Origin of the sequence: Streptomyces sp. NA02950 (genome assembly GCF_013364155.1) — a bacterium.
In the GTDB taxonomy this organism is placed as follows: Bacteria; Actinomycetota; Actinomycetes; order Streptomycetales; family Streptomycetaceae; genus Streptomyces.
The window spans coordinates 5,624,443-5,651,157 of record NZ_CP054916.1 but is presented as its reverse complement, the minus strand read 5'-3'; the positions used below and the strand labels follow the sequence as shown (position 1 = coordinate 5,651,157).

23 protein-coding genes, 1 tRNA gene and 1 pseudogene are annotated in these 26,715 nt (G+C 71.8%); 14 read left to right on the top strand and 11 right to left on the bottom strand.

Going from position 1 to position 26,715, the window contains the following annotated elements; all coding sequences use genetic code 11:
- Positions 1–17 precede the first annotated feature (17 nt).
- The 3 genes from HUT19_RS24765 to hutU are packed head-to-tail and all read right to left on the bottom strand — an operon-like array spanning position 18 to position 4,305.
- The gene (locus tag HUT19_RS24765) at positions 18–1,397 is read right to left on the bottom strand and encodes a formimidoylglutamate deiminase (RefSeq protein WP_176187262.1); all 1,380 of its coding nucleotides are present in this window, start codon (positions 1,395–1,397) and stop codon (positions 18–20) included.
- Positions 1,394–2,605, bottom strand: a complete 1,212-nt coding sequence (locus HUT19_RS24760; protein WP_176187264.1) for an allantoate amidohydrolase — start codon at positions 2,603–2,605, stop codon at positions 1,394–1,396. Before HUT19_RS24760 ends, HUT19_RS24765 begins: the two co-directional genes overlap by 4 nt.
- Before the next feature lie 35 nt (positions 2,606–2,640).
- Complete coding sequence (hutU, locus tag HUT19_RS24755) at positions 2,641–4,305, bottom strand: urocanate hydratase (RefSeq protein WP_176182564.1); 1,665 nt, start codon at positions 4,303–4,305, stop codon at positions 2,641–2,643.
- Between the two features lie 280 nt (positions 4,306–4,585).
- Here hutU and HUT19_RS24750 point away from each other — a divergent pair, with 280 nt between their 5' ends.
- The gene (locus tag HUT19_RS24750) at positions 4,586–5,635 is read left to right on the top strand and encodes an NADP-dependent oxidoreductase (protein ID WP_176182563.1); all 1,050 of its coding nucleotides are present in this window, start codon (positions 4,586–4,588) and stop codon (positions 5,633–5,635) included.
- A 307-nt stretch (positions 5,636–5,942) separates the two neighbouring features.
- Here the strand turns inward: HUT19_RS24750 and HUT19_RS24745 are convergent, their stop codons facing one another.
- Together HUT19_RS24745 and HUT19_RS24740 are read right to left on the bottom strand one after the other, a co-directional pair.
- Positions 5,943–6,500 (bottom strand): GNAT family N-acetyltransferase, encoded by a 558-nt coding sequence (locus HUT19_RS24745; protein WP_176187260.1) that lies wholly within the window; start codon positions 6,498–6,500, stop codon positions 5,943–5,945.
- A gap of 60 nt (positions 6,501–6,560) precedes the next feature.
- Positions 6,561–7,535, bottom strand: coding sequence for an asparagine synthase-related protein (locus tag HUT19_RS24740; protein WP_254885764.1), 975 nt, complete (start codon positions 7,533–7,535; stop codon positions 6,561–6,563).
- A gap of 360 nt (positions 7,536–7,895) precedes the next feature.
- Between HUT19_RS24740 and HUT19_RS43205 the strand changes: the two genes are divergently transcribed.
- From HUT19_RS43205 to HUT19_RS24720, 6 genes and pseudogenes are all read left to right on the top strand, one after another.
- Complete coding sequence (locus HUT19_RS43205; protein WP_254885763.1) at positions 7,896–9,188, top strand: XRE family transcriptional regulator; 1,293 nt, start codon at positions 7,896–7,898, stop codon at positions 9,186–9,188.
- Positions 9,179–9,691 (top strand): GNAT family N-acetyltransferase, encoded by a 513-nt coding sequence (locus HUT19_RS24730; RefSeq protein ID WP_176182562.1) that lies wholly within the window; start codon positions 9,179–9,181, stop codon positions 9,689–9,691. The genes HUT19_RS43205 and HUT19_RS24730 overlap by 10 nt, the downstream gene beginning before the upstream one ends.
- 159 nt (positions 9,692–9,850) lie before the next feature.
- Positions 9,851–10,033 carry a hypothetical protein gene (locus HUT19_RS43200; RefSeq protein ID WP_254885762.1) on the top strand — a complete coding sequence of 61 codons (183 nt, stop codon included), beginning with the start codon at positions 9,851–9,853 and terminating at the stop codon, positions 10,031–10,033.
- 11 nt (positions 10,034–10,044) lie between these two features.
- Positions 10,045–10,353, top strand: a pseudogene (locus HUT19_RS43195) (serine/threonine protein kinase); the annotation flags it as partial.
- 5 nt (positions 10,354–10,358) lie between these two features.
- A complete protein-coding gene (locus HUT19_RS43190) occupies positions 10,359–11,249 on the top strand; it encodes a hypothetical protein (protein ID WP_254886300.1) in 891 nt (296 codons plus the stop codon).
- A 4-nt stretch (positions 11,250–11,253) separates the two neighbouring features.
- Positions 11,254–12,645 (top strand): diaminopimelate decarboxylase, encoded by a 1,392-nt coding sequence (locus HUT19_RS24720; protein WP_176182561.1) that lies wholly within the window; start codon positions 11,254–11,256, stop codon positions 12,643–12,645.
- Positions 12,646–12,966: 321 nt separating this feature from the next.
- Here the strand turns inward: HUT19_RS24720 and HUT19_RS24715 are convergent, their stop codons facing one another.
- On the bottom strand, positions 12,967–13,845 hold the full coding sequence (locus HUT19_RS24715; RefSeq protein ID WP_176182560.1) for a MurR/RpiR family transcriptional regulator: 879 nt from the start codon (positions 13,843–13,845) through the stop codon (positions 12,967–12,969).
- Between the two features lie 281 nt (positions 13,846–14,126).
- On the opposite strand from HUT19_RS24715, the gene HUT19_RS24710 reads away from it, so the two are divergent.
- On the top strand, positions 14,127–15,551 hold the full coding sequence (locus tag HUT19_RS24710; RefSeq protein WP_176182559.1) for a cytosine permease: 1,425 nt from the start codon (positions 14,127–14,129) through the stop codon (positions 15,549–15,551).
- A gap of 34 nt (positions 15,552–15,585) precedes the next feature.
- On the opposite strand, the gene HUT19_RS24705 is transcribed toward HUT19_RS24710, so the two are convergent.
- Positions 15,586–16,992 (bottom strand): AMP-binding protein, encoded by a 1,407-nt coding sequence (locus HUT19_RS24705; protein ID WP_254885761.1) that lies wholly within the window; start codon positions 16,990–16,992, stop codon positions 15,586–15,588.
- A 104-nt stretch (positions 16,993–17,096) separates the two neighbouring features.
- Here HUT19_RS24705 and HUT19_RS24700 point away from each other — a divergent pair, with 104 nt between their 5' ends.
- A complete protein-coding gene (locus tag HUT19_RS24700; RefSeq protein WP_254885760.1) occupies positions 17,097–17,603 on the top strand; it encodes a hypothetical protein in 507 nt (168 codons plus the stop codon).
- A gap of 321 nt (positions 17,604–17,924) precedes the next feature.
- On the opposite strand, the gene HUT19_RS24695 is transcribed toward HUT19_RS24700, so the two are convergent.
- On the bottom strand, positions 17,925–19,310 hold the full coding sequence (locus HUT19_RS24695; RefSeq protein WP_176182557.1) for a cystathionine beta-synthase: 1,386 nt from the start codon (positions 19,308–19,310) through the stop codon (positions 17,925–17,927).
- 191 nt (positions 19,311–19,501) lie between these two features.
- Between HUT19_RS24695 and HUT19_RS24690 the strand changes: the two genes are divergently transcribed.
- From HUT19_RS24690 to HUT19_RS24680, 3 genes are all read left to right on the top strand, one after another.
- Positions 19,502–20,518, top strand: a complete 1,017-nt coding sequence (locus HUT19_RS24690; RefSeq protein WP_176182556.1) for an SGNH/GDSL hydrolase family protein — start codon at positions 19,502–19,504, stop codon at positions 20,516–20,518.
- Between the two features lie 398 nt (positions 20,519–20,916).
- The gene (locus HUT19_RS24685; protein ID WP_176182555.1) at positions 20,917–22,137 is read left to right on the top strand and encodes an acetyl-CoA C-acetyltransferase; all 1,221 of its coding nucleotides are present in this window, start codon (positions 20,917–20,919) and stop codon (positions 22,135–22,137) included.
- Between the two features lie 257 nt (positions 22,138–22,394).
- The gene (locus HUT19_RS24680) at positions 22,395–23,321 is read left to right on the top strand and encodes a hypothetical protein (protein WP_176182554.1); all 927 of its coding nucleotides are present in this window, start codon (positions 22,395–22,397) and stop codon (positions 23,319–23,321) included.
- A 153-nt stretch (positions 23,322–23,474) separates the two neighbouring features.
- Here the strand turns inward: HUT19_RS24680 and HUT19_RS24675 are convergent, their stop codons facing one another.
- On the bottom strand, positions 23,475–23,801 hold the full coding sequence (locus HUT19_RS24675) for a hypothetical protein (protein ID WP_176182553.1): 327 nt from the start codon (positions 23,799–23,801) through the stop codon (positions 23,475–23,477).
- Positions 23,802–23,923: 122 nt separating this feature from the next.
- Here HUT19_RS24675 and HUT19_RS24670 point away from each other — a divergent pair, with 122 nt between their 5' ends.
- Positions 23,924–24,154 (top strand): DUF4287 domain-containing protein, encoded by a 231-nt coding sequence (locus tag HUT19_RS24670; RefSeq protein WP_176182552.1) that lies wholly within the window; start codon positions 23,924–23,926, stop codon positions 24,152–24,154.
- Between the two features lie 164 nt (positions 24,155–24,318).
- Here HUT19_RS24670 and HUT19_RS24665 read toward each other — a convergent pair whose 3' ends face one another.
- Positions 24,319–25,215, bottom strand: a complete 897-nt coding sequence (locus tag HUT19_RS24665; protein ID WP_176182551.1) for a Bax inhibitor-1/YccA family protein — start codon at positions 25,213–25,215, stop codon at positions 24,319–24,321.
- Between the two features lie 185 nt (positions 25,216–25,400).
- Positions 25,401–25,483: transfer RNA gene (locus HUT19_RS24660), tRNA-Leu, on the bottom strand.
- A 441-nt stretch (positions 25,484–25,924) separates the two neighbouring features.
- Here HUT19_RS24660 and HUT19_RS24655 point away from each other — a divergent pair.
- Positions 25,925–26,707, top strand: a complete 783-nt coding sequence (locus tag HUT19_RS24655) for an ABC transporter ATP-binding protein (RefSeq protein WP_176182550.1) — start codon at positions 25,925–25,927, stop codon at positions 26,705–26,707.
- Positions 26,708–26,715 lie beyond the last annotated feature (8 nt).

Here is a 26,715-nt window from a genome sequence, read left to right as displayed (position 1 = left end):
GAGCGGCCCGTTGTCGCTCAGCCGTGCAGGGCTGCGATGGACGCGGCCAGCGCCTCGGGGACGCGCGGGACGAGCTGATGGGCGCCGTCCCGTACGACATGGCGGCCGCCGACCACGGTGTGCCGGACATCGGCGCTGGTCGCCGCGAATACGGCCGTCTCGGCGCCCAGCCGGGGCGGCGGTCCCGCGGTGCGCACCGAGTCCAGCGCGATCGTGGTGAGGTCGGCCAGCGCCCCCACCTCGATGCGGCCCGCGTCCTCGCCCCAGCCGAGCGCCGCATGACCGTCGGCGGTGGCCGCGCGCAGCAGTTGGGGCGCGGTCCAGTGGCCGCGGGCGCGGGTGTGCAGCCGCTCGTCGAGCTCCATGCCGCGGGCCTCTTCGAGGATGTCGATCACGGCGTGGCTGTCGCTGCCCAGCGACAGCGGTGAGCCCGCGCGCTGGAGTTCGGCGGCCGGGCCGATGCCATCGGCCAGGTCCCGTTCGGTGGTCGGGCACATGCACACCCCGGTGGCCGAGTGGCCCAGCAGCCGGATGTCTCCGGGGGTGAGATGGGTGGCGTGCACGGCGGTGGTGCGCGGCCCCAGCACCCCGTGGTCGGAGAGCAGCCGGGCCGGGGTGAAGCCGTGCGCCTCCACACAGGCGTCGTTCTCCGCGGTCTGCTCGGAGAGGTGCACATGGAGCGGGGCCGACCGCTCCTCGGCCCAGCCGGCGACGGTGCCCAGCTGGTCGACGGGGACGGCGCGCACCGAGTGGACGGCCGCGCCGATCCGGGTGTTGCCGTTGCCCTTGAGCGCGGAGACCCGCTCGGCCCAGGCGTCGGCGGTGCCGTCGGAGAAGCGCAGCTGGTGCTCGTCGGGCTCGGCGCCGAAACCGGAGGAGAGATAGCAGGTGTCGAGGAGGGTGATCCGGATCCCGGCCTCGGCCGCGGCCGCGATCAGGGCCTCCCCCATCGCGTTGGGGTCGCCGTAGCGGATGCCGCCGGGTGCGTGGTGGAGGTAGTGGAACTCCCCTACGCAGGTGATGCCCGCCATGGCCATCTCGGCGTAGACGGCGCGGGCGAGTTCGAAGTAGCTCTCCGGGGTGAGCCGGTCGGCCACCTCGTACATCACCTTGCGCCAGGTCCAGAAGGAGTCCGGGGCGCCCTGCCCGTGGTGGTCCGGGTCCGCCGCGCTCCCGGCCTGGACGAAGCCGCGCAGCGCCCGGTGGAAGGCATGGCTGTGCGCGTTGGCCAGACCGGGGACGGTGAGGCCGCGCAGGGTGACCGAACCCGCGGGCGGTACCGGACAGCCGGGCCGCACCGTGGTGATCCTGCCGTCCGTCGCGGCCACGATCACCACGTCCGACCGCACGCTTCCGTCCAGCCAGGCGTACTCCGCCCAGTAGGTCTGCGCCGTCAGCGACACGCCAACCCCTCCAGTACCTGCGCGAGCGCGGCCACACCGGCGAGGCAGTCATCCTCGCCCGCCGTCTCCGCGGGTGAGTGCGAGACGCCGGTGGGGTTCCTTACAAACAGCATGGCGGTCGGAACCGACGCGGACAAAATGCCCGCGTCGTGCCCGGCGCCGGTGGGCAGCACCGGAACCCCGCCGAGCAGGCCCGACAGCCGGTCCCGCAGATCGTGGGCGAATTCCACGACCGGTGTGAAGGACTCCCGGGTGACCCGGACCTCCACCCCGTCGCGCCGCCCCCGCTCCACGGCGGCCCGCTCGATCTCCTCGACGACGGCGGCGAGGGTCTTCTCGTCGGGGGCCCGTGAGTCCAGCCAGCCGCGCACCAGGGAGGCGATGGCGTTGACCCCGTTGGGCTCCACGCCGACCTTGCCGAACGTGGCCAGGGCCCCGGCCAGCCGGGCCTTCTTGCGGGCCGCGAGGACGGTGTTGGCGTAGGTGAGCATCGGATCGCGGCGGTCCTCGATCCGGGTCGTCCCGGCGTGGTTGGCCTCGCCGTGGAAATCGAAGCGCCAGCGGCCGTGCGGCCAGATCGCGGAGGCGACGCCCACCGGGGTGTCGCCCGCGGCGGAGCCGCTGTCGGACAGCGCGGCCAGGGCGCGGCCCTGCTCGACGTGGAGCTCGACGAAGGCGCCGATCCGGGCCAGCCGCTCGGGGTCCGGGCCGATGGCGTCCGGGTCGTACCCGGCACGCTCCATGGCCTGCGGCAGCGAGATCCCGTCGGCGTCACGCAGCGTATGCGCCTGGTCGACGCCGAGCTGTCCGGCGGTGAGCCGGGAGCCGACACAGGCCAGCCCGAACCGGGCGCCCTCCTCGTCGCCGAAGTTCACGATCGCGAGCGGTTTGGCGGGGTGCGCACCGCGGGCGCGGAGCTCGTCGAGGGCGGCGAAGGAGGACACCACGCCCAGCGGGCCGTCGAAGGCGCCGCCGTCGGGCACGGAGTCGAGGTGCGAGCCGGTGACCACGGCGTCCCCGGCGGCCGGGTCGCCGAGCCAGGCCCACTGGTTGCCGTTGCGGTCCACCTCGTAGACGAGGCCGCGGGTCTCCGCCTGGGCCCGGAACCAGGCGCGGCAGTCGGTGTCCGCTCCCGTCCAGGCGTAGCGGCGGTAGCCGTTGGTCGTGGCGTCACGGCCGATGGGGGCCAGGTCGCGCCACATCTCCAGGAACGACGGGGGCCGGTTGGCGGCCGCGGTCACGCCGTCCCTTCCTCGCGCATCGGGACGCGCACATCGCGCTCCTGTGCCACCTCGTCGGCACGGTCGTAGCCCGCGTCGACGTGGCGGATCACGCCCATGCCCGGGTCGTTGGTCAGCACCCGGCGGATCTTCTCGTCCGCCAGCGCGGTGCCGTCGGCCACGGTGACCTGGCCCGCGTGGATCGAGCGGCCCATGCCGACGCCGCCGCCGTGGTGGATGGAGACCCAGGAGGCGCCCGAGGCGACATTGACCATGGCGTTGAGCAGCGGCCAGTCGGCGATGGCGTCCGAGCCGTCGAGCATGGCCTCGGTCTCGCGGTACGGGGAGGCCACCGAGCCGCAGTCGAGGTGGTCACGGCCGATGGCCAGCGGGGCGGCGAGGGTGCCGTCGGCCACCATCTCGTTGAACCGCTCGCCCGCCTTGTCGCGCTCGCCGTAGCCGAGCCAGCAGATACGGGCGGGCAGCCCCTGGAAGTGCACCCGCTCCCCCGCCATCTTGATCCAGCGGGCCAGTGACCCGTTCTCCGGGAACAGCTCCAGGATCGCCTTGTCGGTGGCGGCGATGTCCTTGGGGTCGCCGGACAGCGCAGCCCACCGGAACGGGCCCTTGCCCTCGCAGAACAGCGGGCGGATGTAGGCGGGGACGAAGCCGGGGAAGGCGAAGGCGCGCTCGAAGCCCGCCAGCTTGGCCTCGCCGCGGATGGAGTTGCCGTAGTCGAAGACCTCGGCGCCCGCGTCCATGAAGCCCACCATGGCCTCGACATGCCGGGCCATGGACTCCCGCGCCCGCCGGGTGAAGTCGGCGGGCTTCTCGGCGGCGTACGACGCCATCTCGTCGAAGTCCACGCCGAGCGGCAGATACGCCAGCGGGTCGTGGGCGCTGGTCTGGTCGGTGACGATGTCGATGGGGGCGTTCATCGCGAGGAGCCGCGGGACCAGCTCGGCCGCGTTCCCCAGCACACCGATCGACAGCGGGCGGCGGGCGTCCCGCGCCTCGGTGGCCAGCTGGACGGCGTGGTCCAGGCTGTCGGCCCGGACGTCCAGATAGCGGTGCTCGATCCGGCGCTCGATGGCGCGCGGATCGCAGTCGACGCAGATCGCCACACCGTCGTTCATGGTGACGGCGAGCGGCTGGGCGCCGCCCATGCCGCCCAGGCCCGCGGTGAGCGTGATGGTCCCGGCCAGGGTGCCGTTGAACTTCCTGGCCGCCACGGCCGCGAAGGTCTCGTAGGTGCCCTGGAGGATGCCCTGGGTGCCGATGTAGATCCACGAACCCGCGGTCATCTGGCCGTACATGGTCAGGCCCAGCGCCTCCAGGCGGCGGAACTCCTCCCAGGTGGCCCAGTCGCCGACCAGGTTGGAGTTGGCGATCAGCACCCGCGGCGCCCACTCGTGGGTCTGCATCACCCCGACCGGACGGCCCGACTGGACGAGCATCGTCTCGTCCTGCTTGAGCGTCCGCAGGGTGCGGACCATGGCGTCGAACGAACGCCAGTCGCGGGCCGCCTTGCCGGTGCCGCCGTAGACGACCAGCTTGTCGGGGTGCTCGGCCACCTCCGGGTCGAGGTTGTTCTGGAGCATCCGGAGGGCGGCTTCCTGCTGCCACCCCCGGGCACTGAGCTCCGTACCGCGCGGTGCCCGTACGGGTCGCGGACCTGACATGGGCCGTGCCTCCCTGCCGTCGACTGGATCGAGATATTCACATCTTGGCTTCGATGAATAGAGCTAGTCAATAGCGCCGCGTGCGGTGGCCCGCCGCATGCACCCGGGTGGTTCACCGCGGCTCCGGGCGCGGACGCGTGGCGGCCTCACGTCCGGGGTCCGCGCCGGGGCTTAGCGTCACGGAGTCCCCGCCCGACGGGGTCCCCTCCCGACGGGTCCCCCACGACGGGGTAGCCGCCCGCACCGGGCCTCGTGCCCCGGACCATGCCGAGGAGCCCCCGTGCCGCCATCCGCCGCCGGACCGGTCCCGCCGCCCGCCACCCACCGCGAGGTCCGGCTGGCCGCCCGGTTGTCCGACGGGGCGCTCACCACCGCCCACTTCGAAGTGGTGACCGCCCCGCTGCCCGTCCCCGGCCCCGGCCGGCTGCTGGTGCGCAACCGGCTGATGAGCGTCACCGCCGCGATGCGCCCGCTCCCCCGGACCGGCCTGGCCGCCCTCGGCCTGCCTCGGCCGCTACCGGTGGCCGAACCCGGTGCGCCGATGCGCGGCCCCGCGGTCGGCGAGGTGATCAGCGCGCCGGACGGCGGCCCCGCCCCCGGCACGCTGGTGCGGCACTCCCTCGGCTGGCGCGAGTACGCCGTCGTGGACGCGGCCGACGCCCGGCCGCTCGACGGCGACGGGCTGCCCGACCCCGCCGCCCAGCTCTCCCAGGGCTTCCCCGCCTGGCTGGGGGTGGTGCGCGGGGCGGGCGTACGGCGCGGGGACACCGTCTTCGTCACCGGCGCCGCGGGCGGGGTGGGCTCGCTGGCCGGGCAGTTCGCCCGGCTGCACGGCGCGGTGCGGGTCATCGGCTCCACCGGCTCCCGGGAGAAGGCCGCCCGGCTGGTCGGGGAGCTGGGCTACGACGCGGTGGTGCTGCGCGGCGCCGGGCCGATCGAGGAGCAACTGCGGGCGGCGGCTCCCGACGGCATCGACGTCCTCTTCGACACCGTCGGCGGTGAACAGCTCCAGGCCGCGCTGGCGCTGGCCCGCCGCAAGGCCCGGTTCGCGATCGTCGGCGCGCTGGCCGCCCAGCTGTCCGACGACATCCTGGCCCGCACCGGCATCAGCACCCTGGCCCTGGTCGCCCGCGGGGTCACACTGCGCGGCATCAGCGGCTACGACCACCAGGACGCCCTGCCCGAGTACGCGCGCGAATTCGGCCGCGCGCTGCGCGAGGGCACGGTCGTCTATCCGCACACCCGGCTGACCGGGATCAGCCAAGCGCCGCGCGCGCTGGCCGAGTTGATCGAGGGACGGTACTTCGGTGCGGTGCTGGTGGAGTTGTAGGCGGCTGGCCACGACCATGGCGCTCACCCCGGAAAAGAACCGGAAAAGAACGGAAGGAACGGGACCCATGCGGATCGGGGACGCGGACGCCGCCGGGCCGACGGGGCCCGGACCGACGGGGAGCCCGGCCCGCGCACCCTCCCCAACATGATCGTCCGGCGCCGGCCGGCGTATCCCGACGAGCGCATCGAGCGGCTGACGGAGCTGCGAGACGGGCTCGCACAGCGGATCGGCGGCCCGCTGCACGGCCTCGGCCGCGACCTGGTCGCCGCACACACTCCGACGGCAGACCCGCTGAGAGCCCCGCTCAACGCCTGCCAAAACATTGAACGGGGCCTTGGGGGTGCGGCGACAGGGCCTGGAACCTCTCTTCGAGGTCAGCGATGCGCTCGGCCCGTCGGCCCATCAGGTAGACCCGGTTGTTCGTGCGCTGCACTTCGTGCACCAGGCTGAAGCCCTGGGTCTCGTTGTACCTCACCAATCCGGGGAAGTTGCAGCCACGACGGACCCATGCCTTCCCCTCCCGGGCGGCCCGGTCCACCGCCCACAGTCCCATGACGGCTCCCGGCTTCTTCTCGCAGTGTGCCGGGTCGGTGACCGTGGAGTAGAGGTAGTGGGCCGACTCGTTCAGCTCGTCATGCGTCCAGCCCCAGGGTGGGGTCTGTTCCCGCACGGTGGTGAAGCCGATGATCTGTCCGCCCTCCTCGGCGAGGACCCACACATCACCGTCAGAGTTCTCTGCCTGCTGTGCGAGTTCCGTAGCGTTCTTCCGCCAGCTCGGATGCCCTCGCTCCTCCAGCCACACAGAGCGGGCGAGGATCATGTTCTCTACGGCAGGGATGTCGTCGGCGGTGGCCGGGCGCATGGCGAACACGTTGTCTCCTGGGGTCGGCCGGCGACAAACCGGTGTGGATACCCGCATGGTTCACAGGAAGGCTTGGGCGGCGAAGTGCAGATCCAGCACTTCGAGGAGCTGCGCGTCACCGTCTTCGCGGTAGGGCTCTTCGGCCAGTCGTCGCACGGCCAGGCGCAGGCCGTCACGATCGACCAGCTGTTCATCGAAGAGCGGCGAGCCGTCGATGAGCATCCGGGCGAACAACTGCCTAGCGTGCGTGGTCAATGAGTGTTGGACGACCTCCGCGAAAGACTCCCGCACGCGGGACTCGGTGACGTCCGGGCCCAGCCCAAGTGAAGCGAGGCGTCGCCGCTGAAGTTGCTTCAGCTCGCGCCAGTGCATGGGAAGCCACTCGCCGAGTTGCACCATGCCGGGGTCGGCGAAGGGGTGCAGGGGCCAGATGCCGGCTCGCATCAGCACGGGGGCCGTGGTCTCCAGAGACAGCAAGGTCATGCTGTTGACTGCGGCCGGCGGTGCGATGCCGTCGTCCGCGTAGGCGAGCGCCTCCCGTGCTCGTTGGCCGACCCAGGGAAGGGCGTCGCTGATCTCGCCCATGGACTTGTGTGGGTACTCGTCCTGCGAGAGGGCCACCATTTCATCCCCGCCGAGTCCCGTCACGACCACCCGGGCCCCGTGCTCGGCCAGCACTTCGGTCAGTCGGGTGAACGGGCGGTGCAAGGGTTCCTCGTACGGGCTGATTCGCTCGCCCCGGACACGGGCGCAGTCGGCCGTCAGCGGAGCGTACTCGATGGCGTCGATCAGGTGATCCGGCTCGGCGAACGGGAGGGTCTTGAGGATTTCGGTACGCCGCCGGATCTGGTGAGCACGCCCGGGGCCGCCGATGAGGAGCGCGGCCGTGGGGAACCGGTTCGGGTAGCGCTCCGCGAGACGGGTCCCCACAGTGCCGGAGTCGAACCCGCCCGTCAGATGAAGCGCTGTCTCCACAGAGTCGAGCGGCCGGAGGTCAAGGGCGTCGTCCATTGCGTTGACGAAGGCGCCGAGCACATCGGCATCAGGCCTCAGTTCACGTGGGCCACTGTGCAAGGCGGGTTCGGGGTAGTGCAGGTACAGGTGACCGCCGAAGACCGCCGTCGTGCGCTCGTCACTCGGTGAATGCCTCGGAAAACGGTTTCGGCGCTGTACCGGGGCCGGTAGATCAGCAGCCGCGCGACTTCGCGAGGGCTCAGCCCGACAGCGTATTCGGCGAGGTCGGCCATGTCCCACGACCCGTGCAGGCTCGTACGGTCGTGCGCGACGTAGAGCGGTGCGATGCCTCCGGGGCCTGCGGTGACACGGCAGGGGTCACCGGGGGCGGTCTCCACGAGCACGTAGTCCGTAGGCCACTGTTCGGCCAGCGTGCGGGCCTTGTCGAAGTCTCCCGGGGGGAGGTTGCGGGGGCTCGGATCGGTGGTATCCCGGCCTGCGACGCGGCGCATCGGCGAACTCGGCTTCTCTCAGGCAGAATTAGCGCGTCAGATCAATGCTGAGATCGAACTCCTGACAGGCAAGCCAGGCAACGTCACCGATGCCGACATCCGGCGATGGCTGCGCGGCGAGACCAAGTGGCCGCAGGACCGCATCAGGCTGTGCCTGGAGAAGGTTCTTGGAGCCAGCGCCGAAGACCTGGGGTTCGCGCCCCGCAAGAAGCGCATCGTGCCACCGGAGGAGGATCCCGTGCACCGACGTGCGTTCCTGACCGCCACAAGCGGTACGGCCCTGGCCGTTGCCGCTCCCTACGCACCCGCCCAGGGGCGCCTTGGCGTCAACGACGTCCGACGATTCCATGAGGAATACGTGGCCATCCTCCAACGGGACCAAGCGGTAGGAGGATCACGGAAGGTGGAAAACCTTGCCGTAGCACTGGCTTCGCGAATTCAGTCCACCCTTGCCGTCTCATCACCCTCAACTCGTGTGCGAAATATGCTGCATAGGCTTGCCGCAGATGTCATCAGCTCTGCGGCTTTCGCGGCCATCGACGCAAGCTCTCCGCAGCGTGCACGCGCTCATCTCGACAAGGCTCTGACCCTCGCCGGCCTGTCCCGCGACAGCGAGACGATGTATCACGTCTGGAACCATCTGACTCTTACTTCCAGCCAGGGCGAGAACCACGCCGAGGCCGTCGCCGGGGCAGAGGTGATGAAGCGCTCCTCCATCGCCCGGAGAGACCCGTTGTACGCCTCTCTCGGGCACATCCGGAACGCCAACGGACTTGTGCGCATTCGGCATCGCTCGGAGGCTCTGCGAGCCCTCGCTGACGCGGAGCGTGCCTTCGCCCGTTGCGCCGACGAGCAGCGGCCAGAGTGGATCAAGTTCTTCGACACCAGCGAGATGGACGCTCTGTCCTCGTTCATCTGGTCGGCCCTGGGCGATCATGGCCGGGCAGATTACTGGCTGCATCGCACGCTCGCCGCCATCCCGGACGGCATGGCCCGCAACAAGGCTCTATATACAGCCCATCTGGCGCTGGCTCAGGCCAGGCAGGGAGACCTGGAGCTGGCCTGTGCGACAGGCAGGCAGACTCATGCATTGCTGCCGCCCTCTTCCGGATCGCGGAGAACCGCTCACACTCTGGCCGCCACCCGAAAGCTGATCGTAGCCTCGGGCTCAAAGAGTCCCGAAATCGTCGAGTGGATCGAGGAGTCCAGCCAATGGATCTGAAGTGCTACACGCATGCTGATGCTCGGGATGTCAGGTCCCTGCTGCTTGACATCCACGACGAGGCGTACGCGAATGAACCGAACCCGTTTTATTCGCGTGACCGCTTCTCGTACTTCCTCGACCTGTGGTCCTCACGTGAGAACTGGCAATGTATATCAGGGTGGGAGGACGACGTGCCTGTCGGGTACGCATACGGCTCCATACTCAAGCCGGGTGGATGGTGGAAGGGGCATCGGCGGCCTGCCACTACCAGGGGATCAGTCTTCGCGCTGTCAGAATTGATGGTGGTCCCCCAATGGCGTGGGACCGGCCGGGCAAAGCAGATCCATGACGCACTGCTCGAACCGGTCGAAGCCGATGTCGTAACGCTCCAGGTTGACTCCGCTCACCACAAAGTCAAAGCCTTGTATGAGAGTTGGGGATACAACGAGGCGGGTGAAGCGAAGCCGTCAGACGACTCGCCTCTGTTCGCCGTCATGGCCAAAGATCTGAAGCGCGGCTGAGTAGCTGGACGCGCAGTGGACACGGCGCCCCCTGGGCGGCAGATCAGGGCCATGTCCGTCACGGTTCCCCCAGGCGGCAGGGACGGACAGGGCAGGAACCGCCCCCGCACCGTGAGTATCGTGGGCCCCGCAGCGAGCGTCTGCGGAGCGGGGGAAACATTGCCACAGCCATTACAGGCGGACGACCCTGCGGCGATCGGCCCGTACCGGCTGATCGGCCGCCTCGGCAGGGGCGGGATGGGCCAGGTCTTCCTGGGCGAGTCGGGCGCCGGGCGGCGGGTCGCGGTCAAGCTCGTACGGCCGGAGATCGCCAACGATCCGGGTTTCAGACAGCGCTTCTGAAGCCCTCCAACGTGTTGCTGCTCGACGACGGCCCACGCGTGATCGACTTCGGGATCTCCAAGGCGCTCGACGGCGGCGGAGGCACGGCCCTCACGGCGACCGGAACCGTGATGGGCACGCCCGGCTTCATGTCGCCCGAGCAGGCGACCGGGCGGGAGGCCGGGCCGCCGACGGATATCTTCTCCCTCGGCGGCGTGCTGTACTTCGCCGCGACCGGGCGCGGCCCGTTCGGCGAGGGCTCGACGCACGCCCTGCTGTTCCGCGTCGTGCACGAGCCGCCGCACCTGGGCGGACTGCCGCCGAGCCTGCGGTCGCTGGTCGAGGCGTGCCTGACGAAGTCACCCGAGTCCCGGCCGCGGGCGGCGGAGGTGGCGGCGGCGCTGACGGACGGGGTGCCCACGGTGCTCGACCCCGCCGCGGCCCGCACCCCACGGCCCTCGACCCGCGGACGCCCACCCCGCCGCACGCCCAGCCGACCCACCACGCTCCGTCCGCACCGTCCGACCCGCGGGCCCCGTCCCACGACCGGCAGGTCCCGCCCCCGGGCCGGGAGGCCCCGTCCCACGAGCCGCCCGGTCGGCCCACCCAGCCTCGCCCGGGCACCACTCCCACACCGGCCACGGACGCGTTCGTCGTCGACGACGGCGGCCGGGCCGCCTTCTGGCGGCGTATGCGTCGGCCGACGCTGCTGGCGGCGCTCGCCCTGGTGGTGGTGGCCTCGGCCGGATCCTCGGGCGAGCTGCCGATCGGACTGGCCCTCGGCGGCGTCCTCGCGGCCGCCTGCCTGCTGACCGGCCTGTCCCACGCGCTGCCGTACCTGCACCGCAGCGCCATTCGGGTGAACAGCGACCGGCTGACGCTGCAACTGCGCCAGACCGTCTGGGACGTCCCGTGGCAGGACCTGTCGTACGTGACCTACGCGCCCACCCGCACCGGCTGCACCCTCACCGTGCGGGCCCTCCTCAGGCCCGACGTACCGAGGTCGGTGCCGGCTCCGATGCTGCCCTCCGGCTCAGGGGACCCGCGAGAGGTCGAGTACCACCTCGTCTCGGAGAACAAATCCGTACGCGACGCTCGCGCGCTCCGGCTGCACATCGCCCTGGAATCCTGTGCGAGCACCGTGTACAGGCCGACGTCCGGCACGTTCCGATGTCTCTCACCGCCGGTCTGTGAGCCGGGCGGGCTGGGCGGGCTGGGCGGCGTGGTGGTTGGCTGAAGGCATGACATCGAATCCGGTCGCAGCGGGGGCAGGGGCGGGGGCCGCTTCGGCCGCCCGGCGGGAGAGCGCCGTACGGGCCGCGGTGGAGCAGGGGCTGATCGAGGCCGATCAGCCCGTGGTGGGGCTGCTGGACGTGGCCGGAATCCGCTCCGCCGCGGCGGAGCTGCGCACGGCCTTCGACGAGGTCGTCGCCCCCGGCACCCCCGTACTGCACGCCTTCGCGGTGAAGGCCGCCGCGCTCGTCCCCGTACTGCGGCTGCTGGCCGACGAGGGGCTGGGCTGCGAGGTGGCCAGCCCCGGTGAACTGGCGCTGGCCCGCGCCGCGGGCGTACCGCCCGAGCGGATCGTCCTGGACTCCCCCGCCAAGACCACCGCCGAGCTGCACGAGGCGCTGCGGCTGCGGATCGCCCTCAACGCCGACAATCCGCAGGAGCTGGACCGGCTCGGCGCGCTGATCGAGCCCCGGGGCGAGGCCGCGTCCCGGGCCCCGCACGGCCAGGTGGGGCTGCGGGTCAATCCGCAGCTGGGCGGAGGCAGCATCGACGCGCTCAGCACGGCCACCGCGACCTCCAAGTTCGGCGTCGCCCTCCAGGACCCGGGCGCGTGGAACCGCGTCGTCCGCGCCTTCACGGAGCGGCCGTGGCTGACCCGGCTGCACGCCCACGTCGGCTCCCAGGGCATCCCGCTGGAGCTGATGGCGGCGGGCGTCCGGGCGACGTACGAGCTGGCCGAGGAGATCAACGCGGCGGTCGGCCGGCGGCAGGTCGACACCCTCGACATCGGCGGCGGGCTGCCGGTGAACTTCGGCTCCGAGGAGTTCACCCCCGGCTACCGCGAGTACGCCCAAGCGCTGCTGACCACCGTCCCCGGGCTCTTCGACGGCCGGTACGCGCTGGTCACCGAGTTCGGGCGGTCGCTGCTCGCCAAGTCCGGCACGGTGCTGGCCCGGGTCGAGTACGCCAAGTCCGCGGGCGGCCGTCCGATCGCGGTCACCCACGCGGGCGCCCAGCTCGCCACCCGCACGGTCTTCGCGCCGGAGTCCTGGCCGCTGCGGATCGCCGCGTACGACGCCGCGGGCCGCCCCAAGCCGACCGCCCCGGGCGGTCTGCTCGCCCAGGACATCGCCGGACCGTGCTGCTTCGCGGGCGACCTGGTCGCCCGCGACCGCCCCCTCCCGCAGCTCGCGGCGGGCGATCTGGTCGGCCTGCTGGACACCGGGGCCTACTACTTCTCCAACCACTTCGCCTACAACAGCCTGCCGCGACCGGGGATCTACGGCTTCACGACGGACGGCGAGGAGGTGCGCTTCGCGACGGTGCGCTCGCCGCAGACGATCGAGGAGATCGTCACGGAGAGCGGCGGCGACTACGCCGGGGGGCTGCTGGACCTGTAACCCGGGCCCGGACGGCCGGGACGGGCGTCCGGACGGCGCACGCCGGGGCCGCCCCGCGGGTCATCCGGAAGCCCGCGGGCGGGGATCCGACTCGTCGGGGGGCTAGGCCCTGTCCGGTGGTTCTCATCGGGCCCGCGACGCCTGGCACCGCGCCCCCGGCTACCGCTGGGAGGTGCCCCCGGCTGCGTTGTCGGAGTCGCCCAAGTACGCCCAGCACGAGGGCGATCCTCCGCCTTGCGATGCTCCCCCGGCTACCGCCGGGAGGTGCCCCCGCACCAGACGCCGCGGGCTGACCCTCAAAGATCCACCGGACAGGACCTACTAGTCGACGAACAGGCCGCGCGCCGCCGCCTTCGTGTCGAACTCCTCCAGCCGCGCCTGCGCGTCCGGCAGGGCGTCGCACATCGCCTCCAGCAGCACCCGCCCCAGCAGCATCGGTGCGCAGGCGGTGTCGAAGGCCAGACCGGTGCCCACCGCGGCGGGGAGCAGCAGATCGCTGTGACGGGCCACCGGGGCGAAGGCGCTGTCGGCGACGGTGACCACGGTCAGGCCGGACCCCCGGGCGTACTCCAGACCCTCCACGACCTCGCGCGGATGGCGCGGCAGCGCGAAGCACAGCAGGGCGGTCGCGCCCGCGCGCTGGGCGGCGTCGATGCGGTCGGCGAGCATCGTGCCGCCCTCGTCGAGCAGCCGGACGTCCGGGTGGACCTTGCGCGCGAAGTAGGTGAAGCCGCCCGCCTGGGCGGAGGCGGCGCGCAGCCCGAGGACCGGCAGCGGACGGGACGCGGCGAGCAGCCGGCCGGCGCGTTCGACCGGGGCGGGGTCGGCCAGCAGGGTGGCGAGATGGCGCAGATTGTCGATCTCGGACTGCACCGCCTGCTGGTACTCGTTGTACGCGCCCTCGGCCACCGGCGGTTCGGCGGGCGCGACATCGCGCAGATGCTTGCGCAGCGCGGGGTAGCCGTCGAAGCCGAGCGCAACCGCGAAGCGGGTCACGGACGGCTGGCTGACGCCGGCCAGCTCGGCGAGTTCGACGCTGGAGAGGAACGGGGCGTCCGCCGCCCGCCGCACCATGCAGTGGGCGATCCGCCGCTGGGTCGGGGTGAGCCGGTGGCCCTCGAAGAGCGCCTGGAGCCGGGCGGCGCCGCCCCCGGCGTCCGTCCCCGCGGCGTCCGGCGCCGCGCCGTTGTCGGTCCTCATCGCGTCCGTCCTCCTGGCCTCACACTGTCCGGCATAGGGGACGTCCTCCAGGGTGCTCAGGCCCCAAACCGCCCTCCGCGGGCGGCAGCCCGGCGTTCCGTCCCATAGTGCGAACAGAAGATACCGCCGATCAACGCAGACCTCTTGACTTCTATTCACTCACCTATGACTGTGCATGACTATATGCAGGCAGGGCAAGGGGAAGCGAATGTTCGGCTTCGCTTCACGCGCCGCGCCGGCGCCCGCGCCCCTGCCCGAAGCACCAGCCGCAGGAGCACCGTATGCCCGACTCCCTGGTCGAAAGACGCTCCATCGACGTCGTTCCCGACGCGGAGCGCCACGGCACCGCCTTCAGCCAGTTCACGCTGTGGGTCGGTGCGAACCTCCAGATCACCGCCGTCGTCACAGGCGCCCTCGCCGTCGTCTTCGGATCCAACGCCTTCTGGGCGCTTGTCGCCCTGCTGCTCGGCAACGTCCTGGGCGGAGCCGTCATGGCCCTGCACTCCGCCCAGGGGCCGCGGCTCGGGCTGCCCCAGATGATCTCCTCCCGGGCCCAGTTCGGGGTGCGCGGCGCGATCGTCCCGCTGCTGCTGGTCATCGTGATGTACGTGGGCTTCTTCGCCAGCGGCAGCGTCCTGGCGGGGCAGGCGGTCGGTGAGCTGACCCATCTCGGCGACACCACCGGCATCGTGCTGTTCGCGCTGGTCACCGCCGTCACCGCGACCGTCGGCTACCGCCTGATCCATGCGCTCGGCCGGATCGCCGGAGTGGTCTGCGCGCTGGCCTTCGTCTACCTCGGCATCCGGCTGCTGGACCGCGCCGACCTCGCCACCCTGCTGCACGACCGGACCTTCGACATCCCGCTCTTCCTCCTCGCGATGTCGCTGTCCGCCTCCTGGCAGCTCGCCTTCGGCCCGTACGTCGCCGACTACTCCCGCTATCTGCCCCGCTCCACCTCCGCCCGGGCCACCTTCTCCTGGACGCTCGCGGGCACCGTGCTCGGCTCCCAGTGGTCCATGGCCTTCGGGGCGCTGGCCGCCGCCGCGGCCGGTGACGCCTTCATCGGCCACGAGGTCTCCTACGTCGTCGGCCTGGGCGGCGGCGCGGCCGTCGTCACCTCGCTCCTGTACTTCGTCATCGCCCTCGGCAAGCTGACGGTCAACGTCCTGAACACCTACGGCGGTTTTATGTCGATGGTGACCAGCGTCAGCGGTTTCCGGGGCCGCACCACCCTCTCCCCGCGCGGCCGCGCCGCCTACATCGCGGTGATCATGGTCGCCGGTACGGCCGTCGCCCTGCTGGGCAAGGACAGCTTCCTGTCGTCCTTCAAGGACTTCCTGCTGTTCCTGCTGACCTTCTTCACGCCGTGGAGCGCGATCAACCTCGTCGACTACTACGCCATCGCCAAGGAGCGCTACGACATCCCGGCGCTCAGCGATCCGGGCGGCCGCTACGGCGCCTGGCGCTGGAAGGCCCTCCTCACCTACGCCGTGGGGGTCCTCGCCCAACTGCCCTTCCTCGCGACCCACTTCTACACCGGCCCGCTCGTCGAACCGCTGGGCGGCGCGGACATCTCCTGGATCGTCGGCCTCGTCGTCCCCGCCGCCCTCTACTGGCTGCTGGCCCGCAACGACACCGACCGCATCCCGGACCGCATGATCCTCGCCCCGGAGCGGGCCGGGTCCTGCCCCTCCCCCGTCGGATGAGGCGGACCGGGGGCGGGCCGGCCGGGGGCGGCGCTCAGGCCGGCGGCAGCAGCTTCTTCTGGGGCTTGCCCATGGCGTTGCGCGGCAAGGCCTCCAGGAAGCGCACCACGCGGGGCCGTTTGTGGACGGAGAGCTGGGCGGCGACGAAGTCGATCAGGGCCTGTCCGGTGACGCCGTCGGCGACGACATAGGCGACGATCTGCTGGCCGAGGTCGTCGTGGGGGGCGCCGACGACGGCCGCCTCCCGGACGGCGGGGTGGTCCAGCAGGGCGTTCTCGATCTCGCCCGCGCCGATGCGGTACCCACCGGACTTGATCATGTCGGTGGAGGCGCGGCCCACGATGCGGTGGAAGCCGTCCGGCTCGACGGTGGCGATGTCACCGGTGCGGAACCAGCCGTCCTCGGTGTAGGAGCCGGAGGTGGCCTCGGGACGGCCCAGATAGCCGTCGAAGAGGGTGGGGCCGGTGAGCTGGAGCTCACCGATCCCGGCGCCCTCCTCGGCGGCGATCCGGGTACGGATACCCGGCAGCGGGGTGCCGACGGAGCCCGGACGGCGCTCGCCGTCGGCGCGGGTGCTGACGGTGATCAGGGTTTCGGTCATGCCGTAGCGCTCGACCGGCCGCTGACCGGTGAGCCGCTCGAGCTCCCGGAAGACCGGGGCGGGGAGCGGGGCGCTGCCGGAGACCAGCAGCCGGGCGCCGGACAGGGCGCGGGCCGAGTCCGGGTCCTGGACCACGCGGTTCCAGACGGTGGGCACACCGAAGTAGAGGCTGCCCCCGGCCGCCGCGTACGCCGCCGCGGTCGGCCTGCCGGTGTGCACCAGGCGGCTGCCGGTCCGCAGCGCGCCCAGCACGCCCAGCACCAGGCCGTGCACATGGAACAGCGGCAGCCCGTGCACGAGGGTGTCCCCGGCCGTCCAGGCCCAGGCGTCGGCGAGCGCGTCCAGATCGGCGGCGACGGCCCGGCGGGAGATCAGTACGCCCTTGGGCGCACCCGTGGTGCCGGAGGTGTAGAGGATGAACGCGGTGGACTCCGGGGCGGGTTCGGACTTGGTCCACTCCGCGCGTTCGGACGGATCCACGCGTACGGTCTCCACCGGCACCTCCGCGGCCTCGGCCGCCGCTCCCGCCCCCGCCCCCGCTCCGGCGAGGAGCAGCGCGGCGCCCGAGTCCCGCAGGATGTGGTCGCGTTCGGCGGGGCCGGAGTCCGGCGGTACCGGGACCACAGGCACCCCGGCGAGCAGCGCGCCGACCACCGCGACCACCGTCTCCGCCGTCGCGGTCGCGTGGACCGCGACGGCCGGGGCACCGGCGATACGGGCGGCGACCGCGCCCGCGGCGCCGAGGAGTTCCTCGCGCGAGAGGCGGTGCCCGGCGACGGTGAGCGCGTCGGGGCGGTCTCCGCCGGACGCGGCGAGGGACGTGAGGAGAGGTGCGGTCACGGATGGGACTCCTTCCACGGCGGGCCGGGGCACCTGTCGCCCCTCCCCGGTTGGGGGGCCAGCCCTACCGACACAGCCTCCCCGCGACCGTACCGTCATCAAGCATGGACCCCCATGGCCCCGAGCTGAAGAAGGAACTCGACGCGACGCTCCAGACCCGCGAGGAGCAGGGCGCGGAGTACGAATCGGAGCCGGTCGACTCCTTCATGGAGAAGGTCGGGCAGCGGTTCGACAACGCCGCCGACCGCCATCAGCGGCGACAGACGGCCGAGCGGCAGATGGCGGCGGCGCGCGGCACCCGCGGTTACGGGATCGACGCCCGGGGGCCGGCCGGCGGGCTGGGCATGGACGGCTTCGGAGAGCGGTTCGCCTTCGTCGGCGTCTCCCTGGTGCTGGCCATCCCGCTGTCGGCGATCGGCGCGGCCAACGAGGGGCTGGCCGGGCTGCTGGTCACCTGGGCGGGGATCGTCGGGGTCAACGCGGTGCACGCGATGGGCGGTTTCTCCCGGCTGCGCCGCGGAAGCCGGGGAGACCGCGAGGCGGCGGCGAGCCAACCCCATAACGCGGGGGACGAGGAAGGCGCGGGAGACGCAGAAGAGGCGGGACCGTGAACCTGCCACGGGACCGCGAAGGGGATGCACGCGGGGACCGCCGCACCCCGGTGTGAGCACCGAGGGCGGGACGACGGCGGTCCCCGCGGGGACGCGGGCCGAAGTCAGGACGGCCGCCGCGCCCGGGCGACCGTGGAGTCCGGGAGCCGCTCCGGAAGTCCTGTCGCCGCTGTGGGGTGTCGGGGTCGTCCGTTCCCGACACCCCTCAATCTGCCGGAGCCGTGTTAACCCTGTGCTGCGAGCGCGTGACACATGCGTACCAGTTGCTGAAAACCCCATCCGGCCCGTGCCATGCGCCAGTTGGAGCCCTCGCGGACCGCGCTACTTCGGGGTGCGGGCCAGGTACGCCAGCAGGTCCTGACGGCTCACCACACCCGTGGGCTTGCCCTCCACCAGCACGATCGCCGCGTCCGCCCGGCCCAGCACCGCCATCAGGTCCGCGACCGGCTCACCGGAGCCGACGTGCGGCAGCGGCGGGCTCATGTGCTTCTCCAGCGGGTCGCTGAGCTCGGCGCGGTGCGCGAACAGCGCGTCCAGCAGCTCGCGTTCCACCACCGAGCCGATGACCTCGGCGGCCATCACGTCCGGGTGTCCGGCACCGGGCTTGACGATCGGCATCTGCGAGACGCCGTACTCCCGCAGCACCTCGATGGCCTCGCCGACCGTCTCCTCGGGGTGCATATGGACCAGCGAGGGCAGCCCGCCCTCCTTGCCCTGGAGGACGTCGCCGACGCGCACGGCCGAACCGTTCTCCTCGAGGAAGCCGTAGTCGGCCATCCACTCATCGTTGAAGATCTTGGAGAGATAGCCGCGGCCGCTGTCGGGCAGCAGGACGACCACCACGTCGTCCGGGCCCAGGTCCTTCGCCACGCGCAGCGCGGCGACGACCGCCATCCCGCAGGAACCGCCGACCAGCAGCCCCTCCTCCTTGGCCAGCCGCCGGGTCATCTGGAAGGCGTCCTTGTCGGAGACCGCGACGATCTCGTCCGCGACATCCTGGTCGTAGGCGGTCGGCCAGAAGTCCTCACCGACGCCCTCGATCAGATACGGGCGGCCGGAGCCGCCGGAGTAGACGGAGCCCTCGGGGTCGGCGCCGATGACCTTGACCCGGCCCTCGCTGACGTCCTTCAGATAGCGGCCGGTGCCGCTGATGGTGCCGCCGGTGCCGACACCCGCCACAAAGTGGGTGATCTTGCCTTCGGTCTGCTCCCACAGCTCGGGACCGGTGGTCTCGTAGTGCGAGCGGGGGTTGTTGGGGTTGCTGTACTGGTCGGGCTTCCAGGCCCCGGGCGTCTCGCGCACCAGGCGGTCCGAGACGTTGTAGTACGAGTCGGGGTGCTCGGGGTCCACGGCGGTCGGGCAGACCACGACCTCGGCGCCGTAGGCCCGCAGCACGTTGATCTTGTCCGTGGACACCTTGTCCGGGCAGACGAAGATGCACTTGTAGCCCTTGCGCTGGGCGACCATCGCCAGACCGACACCGGTGTTGCCGGAGGTCGGCTCCACGATCGTGCCGCCGGGCTTGAGCTCCCCGGACGCCTCGGCCGCCTCGATCATCCGTACCGCGATGCGGTCCTTCACCGAACCGCCGGGGTTGAAGTATTCGACCTTGGCCAGGACGGTCGCCCGGATGCCTTCGGTCACGGTGTTGAGCTTCACCAGCGGGGTATTGCCGACCAGCTCAATCATCGATTCGTAGTACTGCACACCTGCTCCTGGTCCGGTTCCGCGGGATCTCCGCGTCGGGGCGGCCGCCGTCGCGGGCCCGTGCAATCAGCTTATTGCGCCCCCGGACCCTCCGACCGGCGCGTTGCGAGGGAGCCTCCACCGGGAAACAAGGTGTTAGCAGGCCGTACCGACGGGCCTGCGGCGCGTGTGGACGGAGGTGGGCTGGACCCATGTCGATGTCGAGGGCGAGGGTGGCGCGGCGGATCGCGGCCGCGGCGGCGTACGGGGGCGGCGGGATCGGGCTGCTGGGCGGGGTGACCGCCGTGCTGGTGCTCACCGAGGTGTCACTCGCGAAGCGGGTGGTGGGCGGCTCCGAGGCCGCCCCACCGCGGGCGGACGGCCGCTACGGCTTCGCCTTCGCCCGCAGAACCGGCCAGCCCCCTTTGCGGCTGGCCTTTCTCGGCGACTCCACGGCCGCCGGGCAGGGCGTCCACCGCCCTAGTCAGACGCCGGGCGCGCTGCTGGCCTCCGGGCTCGCGGCGGTGGCGGAGCGCCCGGTGGACCTGCGGAACGTGGCGCTTCCCGGCGCCCAGTCCACCGATCTGGAGCGCCAGGTCACGCTGGTGCTGGACGATCCCGAGCAGCTCCCGGACGTCTGCGTGATCATGATCGGCGCCAATGACGTCACCCGGCGGATGCCGCCCGCCCAGTCGGTGCGGCTGCTGTCGGAGGCGGTGCGGAGGCTGCGCGAGAGCGACTGCGAGGTGGTGGTGGGCACCTGCCCCGACCTCGGCACCATCGAGCCCGTCTACCAGCCGCTGCGGTGGATCGCGCGACGGCTCAGCCGCCAGCTGGCCGCCGCGCAGACCATCGGGGTGGTCGAGCAGGGCGGGCGTACGGTCTCGCTGGGCGATCTGCTGGGCCCGGAGTTCGCGGCGAACCCGCGGGAGCTGTTCGGCCCGGACAACTACCACCCCTCGGCCGAGGGCTATGCCACGGCCGCCATGGCCGTCCTGCCCACGCTGTGCGCCTCGCTGGGCCTGTGGCCCGAGGAGACGCCGGAGACCCGCGACGAGGGCATCCTGCCGGTCGCCACGGCCGCCGCGGAGGCCGCGGCGGAGGGCGGCACCGAGGTCACGGCGGCCCGCGGCCCCTGGGCCCGGCTGCTGCGCCGCGACCGCCCCGCCGGCGCCGACACCGCCGAGGGCCCCGTCCCGGCCCCCTCACCCCCGCCGGTGACCCACTGAGGGGGGCGCGGCCCGCCGGGACCGGGGGGCGCCCGGTCCCGGCGGGCCGCGAAGGAAGCGCGCCGGAGGACCGAGGACGGCCCCCGAGTACCGCGCCGAGCCGCGATACCGCCGGACGGCGACCGCGTCACGCCGGGCGTACCCGGGGCCCGGGCACGCCCAGCCGCGCGCCCGCCCGCGGTACGCCGGACGCCAGCGCCAGTCCCGGGGGGCGACGCCCGCCCCCCTTGTGGGCGGCCCAGGGACTTCACCCGGGATCGGGTCCGAGCCAGGTCCGAGCCACTGAGCGTACGCTTGGAAAAAAGAGTTCCGCGTCACAGGCCGGATCCCGTGACCGCCGAGGTACGTGCAGGTAACTTCCCACACAGTCCAGCCACCTTCCGCCCCATGGAGCCGTGATGCCCGAAGCTGTGATCGTCTCTGCCGCCCGTTCACCCATCGGCCGAGCCTTCAAGGGGTCGCTCAAGGATCTGCGGCCGGACGACCTGACCGCCGAGATCATCAAGACCGCGCTCGCCAAGGTGCCGCAGCTCGACCCGCGCGAGATCGACGACCTGATGCTGGGCTGTGGTCTGCCGGGCGGTGAGCAGGGGCACAACCTGGGCCGGATCGTGGCCGTGCAGATGGGGATGGACCACCTCCCCGGCTGCACCGTCACCCGCTACTGCTCCTCCTCGCTCCAGACGTCGCGGATGGCCCTGCACGCCATCAAGGCGGGCGAGGGCGACGTCTTCATCTCGGCGGGCGTCGAGATGGTGTCCCGTTCGGTGAAGGGCACCTCGGACGGGTTGCCGGACACCCACAACCCGCTGTTCGCGGACAGCGAGGCCCGTACCGCCGCGCGCGCCGAGCAGGAGGGCACCGACTGGCACGACCCGCGCGAGGACGATCTGCTGCCCGACCCGTACATCGCGATGGGCCAGACCGCCGAGAACCTCGCCCGGCTCAAGGGGATCACCCGCCAGGAGATGGACGAGTTCGGCGTGCGGTCCCAGAACCTCGCCGAGGAGGCCATCAAGAAGGGCTTCTGGGAGCGTGAGATCACCCCGGTGACCACCCCCGACGGCACCGTGGTGGCCACCGACGACGGCCCGCGCGCGGGCACCACGCTGGAGGGCGTCCAGGGCCTGAAGCCGGTCTTCCGCCCCGACGGCCTGGTCACCGCGGGCAACTGCTGTCCGCTCAACGACGGCGCCGCGGCGCTGGTGATCATGTCCGACACCAAGGCGCGCGAGCTGGGCATCACCCCGCTGGCCCGGATCGTGTCCACCGGCGTCTCCGGACTCTCCCCCGAGATCATGGGCTACGGACCGGTCGAGGCGTCCAAGCAGGCGCTGAGCCGCGCCGGGCTCTCCATCGGCGACATCGACCTTGTGGAGATCAACGAGGCGTTTGCCGCGCAGGTCATCCCCTCCTACCGCGATCTGGGCATCGACCTGGACCGGCTGAACGTCAACGGCGGGGCCATCGCCGTCGGCCACCCCTTCGGCATGACCGGCGCCCGGATCACCGGCACGCTGATCAACTCGCTCCAGTTCCACGACAAGCAGTTCGGTCTGGAGACCATGTGCGTCGGCGGCGGCCAGGGCATGGCCATGGTCATCGAGCGGCTGAGCTGAGCCGCGCACCGCGTCCGGCCGCACCCGGTGTCGCGGCGGCGCCGCGCCGGGCCGCGGCTGGGCCGTGACCGAATCTCCCCCAGGATGTGACAAAAGTCCTGGGGGAGGGGTGTCTCCCCAGCTCAGCCACGGTCATCCTGGCCCTTCCGGCCCCGGATTCCGTCCCTTTAGTGATGTTATGCACTGACGCCAAGAGGCGCCGCGCGTCAAGCTGAGGTAGGAATTCGGGGGATCCATAGCAACCGGGAGTTAAGTCAGTGAGCCCCATGACCCTTGCCGTCCTCCTGGCCGCGGTCACCGCCACGGCCGTGGGCGCCGCAGCCCTGCACACCGCGCGCGGTGTGCGCCGGCAGATCACCGAGTTGCGCGCCGACCTCGCCGCGACGGGCGCCGCCGCCGGTCAGGCTGCCCGGGACGGCCGGGGCGACGCCGCCGCGGTGCCCACTGCCCGCACCACCCCCGCCGCCGAGATACGCGCCGCCGTGGCGGACGCGCTCGCGGAGGAGCGGGAGCGGGAGCTGGCCGAGGCACGGGCGTTCTGGGCCGCTCAGGAGGCCAGGGACTCCGCCGGGCCGTCCGACGCCCACTCGCTGCTCGGCGGGGTCTCCGGCCCCGGCGACGACTCCGCGCAGGACAGCCAGCTCTTCGTACCCCGCCAGGCCGATCTGGCCGGGCTGGAGCCGCTGCTCGGCCTGGACGCGCTGGGCCACGACCCGCTCGACCCGGCCGGGGACCCGGAGCCCGAGGCGGAGGTGGAGCTCGAGGTGGCCGCCGAGGTACGTACCGAGGTGGAGCTGGAGGCCGAGTCCGTGGAGTCCGCCGAGCTCGCGGCCGCCCGCCGCCGACACCCCTCGCACCCCGACTTCACCCCCTCGTCGCCGGTGGCCGACCACGACCGGACGGTGAACCGGCTCACCGAGCTGGCCGACGACCGCGTTCCGCTGGCCGATGTGCGCCCCGGCCCGCTCGGCACCCTCGATGTGTACGTCTTCGCCGACGGCACCACGATCTGTATGACGCCGGGCCACCGCGAGACCGCGGAGCGGCTGGCGGACGCGCTGCGCGAGGGCACCGCACCGGTGCTGCTCGGCGGCTCGGGCGTCTCCGGCGCCTATGCGCTCACCTTCGGCTGCGGCACCGAGAAGGTGTACGTCCTCGCCGACCGCGTCATCGCCTCGCTGTGACCGCGGCCTCTCGGTAACCGCCGCATCCCGGCCCGGCGCACCCCCGCATCCCCCAGCGCACTCCCGGACCCTCCGGCCTCGCCGCAACGCCGTATCCCCGGGTCCCCCCGGCCGCGTATCCCGGCCGCTGTCCGGACCCGCCCGACGGCCCCGTCAGGCCCCGCAGCGCTCGGCCGTCTCCGTCACCAGCGTGACCGCCTCGGCGAGCTCCCCCGCGCCGTTGTCCGGCGCGCGCTCCAGCGCGTGCACCAAGTCATGGCCTGCCACCGCCAGCTGGTCCGCGACCGCGAACATCCCCACGTCCGGCATGATCCTCGGCGGTGCACCCGGCTTCTCCAGCCGCTGGGCACGCAGTGACAATTCCCTTGCCAGCGCCAGTCCTTCCGCCGCCGCCCCCTGCCGCAACCGGGACTGGGGCAGGGTGCGCAGCCGGTCGGCGAGCCGGTCGACGGCCGTGAGCAAGGGGGTCACATCATCCACGGCCGAAGCGTATGCGCCACCGACGGCCTGTTGCCAACAGCCGAACACTCAGGCACGGTGAGCTGAAGGACCCCACCCGGGTGATGAACCCGGGTCCGGCATGGACGCGTCCGGAGGCGCCGATGTCCCAAATCTTCTCCGACGAGACTCACCGGAACCTACTCTCCCGCATTCCCCAGTGCACAGGCCGCGAAGTCGCCGACTGGCTCCGCACCGTCGACGAAGGCCCCGCGTTCTTCCGCTTCGAGGAGAAGGTCAGCTGGCTGCGCGGTGAGCACAAGCTCGCCTACGGCCATGCCAAAGCGATCATCCATGAGCACGACTTGAGGCGCGCGGCACGCAAGCTGCTGTAGCCGCGCCCCCTGCCGGGAGGCACAGGCGTGTATCCCAGACCGACCGCACGGACCAGACGGACCCAACGGGGTGGCTTACGCCGCAGAAGAAGGGCCCGCGGAGGCGATCGCCTCCGCGGGCCCTTCGCCGCTCACCACCGGCCGTGTGACCGGTGATGACGGCACTAGTCCCGGAAGATGGAGATCAGCCGCAGCAGCTCCAGGTAGATCCAGACCAGCGACAGCGTCAGACCGAACGCGGCCAGCCAGGACTCCTCGCGCGGAGCGCCGTAGGCGACGCCGTCCTCGATCTGCTTGAAGTCCATGGCCAGGAAGGCCGCGCCGAGCACCACGCCGATGAGGCCGAAAACGATGCCGAGGCCACCGCTGCGGAAGCCCAGACCGTCACCGCCGCCGAAGGCGGCGAAGAGCAGATTGACCGCCATCAGCAGGACGAACCCGATGGCCGCCGCGAGCACAAAGCGCTGGAAGCGTGCGTTCACCCGGATGAGCCGGGTCTTGTACGCCACGAGCACACCGACGAAGACGGCCATCGTGCCGAGCACGGCCTGCATCGGGATGCCGGACCAGCGCTCGTTGTAGACCTGGCTGATGACACCGAGGAAAAGTCCCTCGAAGAGGGCGTAGCCCATGATCAGCGCGGGCGAGGCGGTGCGCTTGAACGCCTGGACGAGGCCGAGGACCATCGCCACCAGCGCGGCGCCGAAGCCGACGCCCACCGGGAGCTCGGCGATCCAGGCGGCCGCGGCGGCGACGATGACGGTGCCCAGCGTCATACCGGTGCGCATGACGACGTCGTCCATCGTCATACCGCCGGTCCGCGGACCGGCGGCCGGAGGCGCCCCGTACATCTGCTGGAGCTGCTCGGGCGTCAGATTCTGCTGGCCACCGGCCGCGTAGGGATTCGTCGGCGCCTGACCTTGCGCGTACGGGTTACCACCGGCGTACGGGTTGCCCTGACCTGCGGCGGGGCTCCCGGCCTGCGGCGCCCCGCCGAAGCCGGCGTAGCCGCCGCTGCGGCTGAATCCCCGTCGCGAGAAGACCGGGTTGCTGCTCCTCATCTCACTCCTCCATGGCCGCCCTGCGCGGCCTTGACTCGAGGGTAATGGGTAAGCAAAGACTGCACCCTAGTGCCCAAGGAGGATCTTTTCATGCATGGCGGGCGCGCGCGAGGCCCCTGCGGGCCCGGCGCGGGAGCAGCGGGCAACCGTCCGCGCACGCTGAGTGCCGTCCCGCGATCTGGAGGTGCCCGGAACCGGACTTGAACCGGTACGCCCGCGAGGGGCAGCGAGGTTTAAGCTCGCCGTGTCTGCATTCCACCATCCGGGCAGCGGCTCCCTGGGCCGTACCATCCGCACACGGCCCTCCCCATAGGAGAGCAGCACGAGCCTATCCGGGGACAAGCCCCCGAACAGCGAATCCCCGGACCGAGGTTGTCTTATTTTATTGGCAACTGAGTGTCCATCAGCGGCGGGGCGGGGTACCCGTGGATGCCGTTGGCGACTGGACCTGGCCATATGCCGGGCACCGCCGTGATGAGCGGAATGACGCAATCTCGATGCCCCCGTATGGGGGCCCTCTCCTACCCAGGGAGGACACGGGCCGCGGCGCCTACGACCCGAGTCGCGCGCGGAAACCGGAGCACGGGTTGATCCCCTGCGCCCGGGCGGCAAGGACCATGGAGGGACACCCCGCCCGGTCCCGCAGCACGGGACCAGTCCGCCCGTGGCGCGGGGACCGTCCCGTACCGCATGACAGGAGCCCTCCACCGTGACCACCACCACCCCCGGCGTCGAGACCGCCACCCGCCCCACCACGGCGGCTGCCCGGGCCACGGACCTCTCCAAGGTCTACGGACAAGGCGAGACCCAGGTGATCGCCCTGGACGCCGTCTCCGTGGAGTTCCGGCAGGCCGAGTTCACCGCGATCATGGGGCCTTCCGGATCGGGCAAGTCGACGCTGATGCACTGCATGGCGGGTCTGGACACGGTCTCCAGCGGCTCCACCCGGATCGGTGAGGTCGAACTGACCGCGCTGAAGGACAAGAAGCTCACCCAGCTGCGCCGCGACAAGATCGGCTTCATCTTCCAGGCGTTCAACCTGCTGCCGACGCTGAACGCGCTGGAGAACATCACCCTCCCGATGGACATCGCGGGCCGCAAGGCCGACCGGGCGTGGCTGGACCGGGTGGTGGAGACCGTCGGGCTGTCCGGGCGGCTCAAGCACCGGCCCAACCAGCTCTCCGGCGGTCAGCAGCAGCGGGTGGCGGTGGCCCGGGCCCTGGCCGGCCAGCCCGACATCATCTTCGCGGACGAGCCCACCGGCAACCTGGACTCCCGGTCCGGTGCCGAGGTCCTGGGCTTCCTGCGCAACTCGGTCCGGGAGCTGGGCCAGACGGTGGTGATGGTCACTCACGACCCGGTCGCCGCCTCCTACGCCGACCGGGTGGTCTTCCTCGCCGACGGCCGGATCGTCGACGAGCTGCGCGACCCCTCCGCCGAGGCGGTCCTGGACCGGATGAAGCGCTTCGACGCCAAGGGCCGCACCAGCTGACGCGGGAC